Origin of the sequence: Chamaesiphon sp. VAR_69_metabat_338 (genome assembly GCF_031423935.1) — a bacterium.
Lineage (GTDB): Bacteria > Cyanobacteriota > Cyanobacteriia > Cyanobacteriales > Chamaesiphonaceae > Chamaesiphon.
Window position 1 is genome coordinate 1 of sequence record NZ_JANPGM010000452.1, and the last position, 2,742, is coordinate 2,742.

The 2,742-nt window shown below is 38.3% G+C and carries 3 protein-coding genes; all 3 read right to left on the minus strand.

What is annotated here, in order from left to right; translation table 11 throughout:
* Positions 1 to 413: 413 nt before the first annotated feature.
* Complete coding sequence (locus RMO84_RS12505; RefSeq protein ID WP_310488781.1) at positions 414 to 1,139, minus strand: pentapeptide repeat-containing protein; 726 nt, start codon at positions 1,137 to 1,139, stop codon at positions 414 to 416.
* A gap of 524 nt (positions 1,140 to 1,663) precedes the next feature.
* A complete protein-coding gene (locus RMO84_RS12510) occupies positions 1,664 to 1,987 on the minus strand; it encodes a hypothetical protein (RefSeq protein WP_310488782.1) in 324 nt (107 codons plus the stop codon).
* Between the two features lie 33 nt (positions 1,988 to 2,020).
* The gene (locus RMO84_RS12515; RefSeq protein ID WP_310488783.1) at positions 2,021 to 2,413 is read right to left on the minus strand and encodes a hypothetical protein; all 393 of its coding nucleotides are present in this window, start codon (positions 2,411 to 2,413) and stop codon (positions 2,021 to 2,023) included.
* Positions 2,414 to 2,742: the final 329 nt, after the last annotated feature.

Consider the following 2,742-nt stretch of genomic DNA (forward strand, 5'->3'; position numbering starts at 1 on the left):
TTGCTTCTTTTTTCTTTTGCTAAAGCAACATATTCACTAGAGTTGAGAGGTTTACATTTTATTACAAGTACACTAAGAATTACAATAGTAGATAGAAGAGATATCGATCCTATAAGAAACTTGTTTTTAGGTAACATAAGATTTAATGTGGTTGCTTGATGAAGTTTTTTTGTTAAAAAGGTACTCAAAATAGATCGTTATAGAATTTGAATCGATCAAAATATCTAAAATGATCATAACGAATTGGCAAAATATTAAAATTGATAAAGTTAGACAGCGCAAAGACAACGGTTTTATGCTAATACAACTGAAGCTATATTAGTAGGGTACCCATGTTTTGTGGTCTAGTAACACCTGCGTAAGCTCTATCTAGAAATAGATGTTGTGCTGAATTTTACAATTTAGAGAATAGATCATGATGTTGGAATATTCAAGTAGTCTGGTAACTTTGTATTTTCGTTTTTAGCCACAAATATTAATTGACTTTGAGTTAAGTTTCTACAGGTTGACAGATCGGTGCCATTGAGATTGGCAGCAGTAGAATCAAAATCAATTAGTAGAATGTCAAGTGGATCTTCTGGATATTCATCAGGCTCTGGACTTTCATCTAGATGGGTATTATTGAGATCGGCACCATTGAGGTTAGCATTACTAAGATCGGCTCCAATTAAATTGGTAAGGGAGAGATTAGCCTCGCTGAGATTAGCACCGCTGAGGTTGGCATTACTGAGATTAGTACTACTAAAATCAGCCTTGCTAAAATTGGTGTTCTGTAGCTCTACTCCTACTAAACTAATTTTTCTCAGGTCGATAACTTTATCATTTGGATATTGTTTTCTTCTCCCTATCACCGTAAGAGCTGCTTGAATATCTACCCCTACTGAATCGGCACTATTAGACTGACTCTTTTCTCGAATAAAAGCACTTAGAATCTCAACGATCGTCCAGTGATATTTAGCAGAATCAAATGCAATTTGTTCTAGTGCATAAATTCCACCAAGTCGAACATCGATTTTATCACTCCCTAAATGCTCGATGGATTTACTAAATCTTTCGGTAACTTGCTTATCTTCAGTAACTTTTAGATTCTTTTGTCCAATCTCAAAGTTACAATAGCCAACATAAGCGGTTATGCTCAAAATTGCTCCGCCGATTACTTGAATTAAAGGCGTATAAACACCGTTCTGAATCGTAGTTGCATCTTTTTCAATTACTAAAATATCTTTTTTCAGCTTCAGCCTTTCTTCTGGGTTGATTTGTTCATTACTAATTGAGACTTGAACAGCCTCCTTTTTGAAATTCTCAATCTTATCTTGTAAAGAATTGACGTTATACTGTTCAACATTCCAAAGAAAAATACAAATTACGAATGCTGATAATATGATAGCAAGTATGATAAAGGGTTGTACTTTACTCCACGATCGATCTTTTGTTCCGATTCCATAATTCTACTGCTTCAAGGGCGATCGACTATCGCTGTAACACTCATAGATTATTGTGCCCAGTAACTCGATCGATATAGCACCTCTAGCTTGCAAGTCATCAAAATAATTTTCTACAATTAAGATGAGAATTGAAATTACGCCGAAGTCTTGAGATTGATGCCTAATACCTGAGTATAAGCTCCCCGTGCTTGCGTCACCCCGATCGTTCAGAGATGAAATTAGACTTTAGAACGATTTTCGTTCCGAAAGGCTTCGCCAACGAACTTCAAATGATAAACTCGCTCTCTAATATAAGCATTAGTTTCAGCTACTAATGTTGTCAGTTCCTCTTGAGATAACAAATCTCTTAAACCTTCTTGAATAACTACTGTCAATCGATCGACATCGATTTGCATGGAGATAATTTCGTCAGAGAAATCTAAATTATTTCCTAAATCTGCACCAATCAGAATGTCCACTCCTGTCTCGGCTTCCAGATTAGCCGCAGCCCTCACCCACTCTTCGTCTGTTGCCCAATTTGGATTATTGTTCCAGTTATTCACACTAGAAAGATCTATCCCTTTGTTATCCATGATTCACTCCTCGCGACGATACCACTCGAAATAAGGTAGCCCATCTCTGTCTGAATCCGGCTCTCCACCAATCATGCCCATTTTGGCGTAGAAACTGACAGATTCACTCAATGCGTGTAAACCGACTAAGCCTCCATATCCTAATTCAAAACTACGCTCTCTGGCAAATTGGAGTAAAACACTTCCTACGGCTCGATAGGTAGGTGGATTTTGAATTAAGGATCGGTTCCAGGGAGCTGTGGCAAGGAAAGATACATACACCAATCGTCGGCTAGATTCGATTTGAGAACGATGAAAGCGAGTATCGATGAGCATCAATCCTTGAGTCATCCCTTCACATTCGACGGCATAACTCTCGTAATTGGGGCTAGAAACATAAATTCGCTCTTTTTTCACCCAATCCCATACTCGATCCTCTGCGATGGAATTTTGTAGTTGTGGTTTCCATACCAACTCAAAATCATCAAGATTTTGAGTTGATAAACTCGATATACCTGCATCAACTAATCGTTCATCAATGCTTCTGATAATTTTGACGTTTTTAAGCATATTTGAGGATGGGCAGATGCCTACGCTGAAGTCTTGAGATTGATGCCCAATACCTGAGTATAAGCTCCCCGTGCTTGCGTCACCCCGATCGTTCTGTCAGCCGCTTCGATCATCGGACGACGCAGACTCACTACCAAAAACTGCGCTTGATTGGCTTGCTTGCGAATCATCTTCGA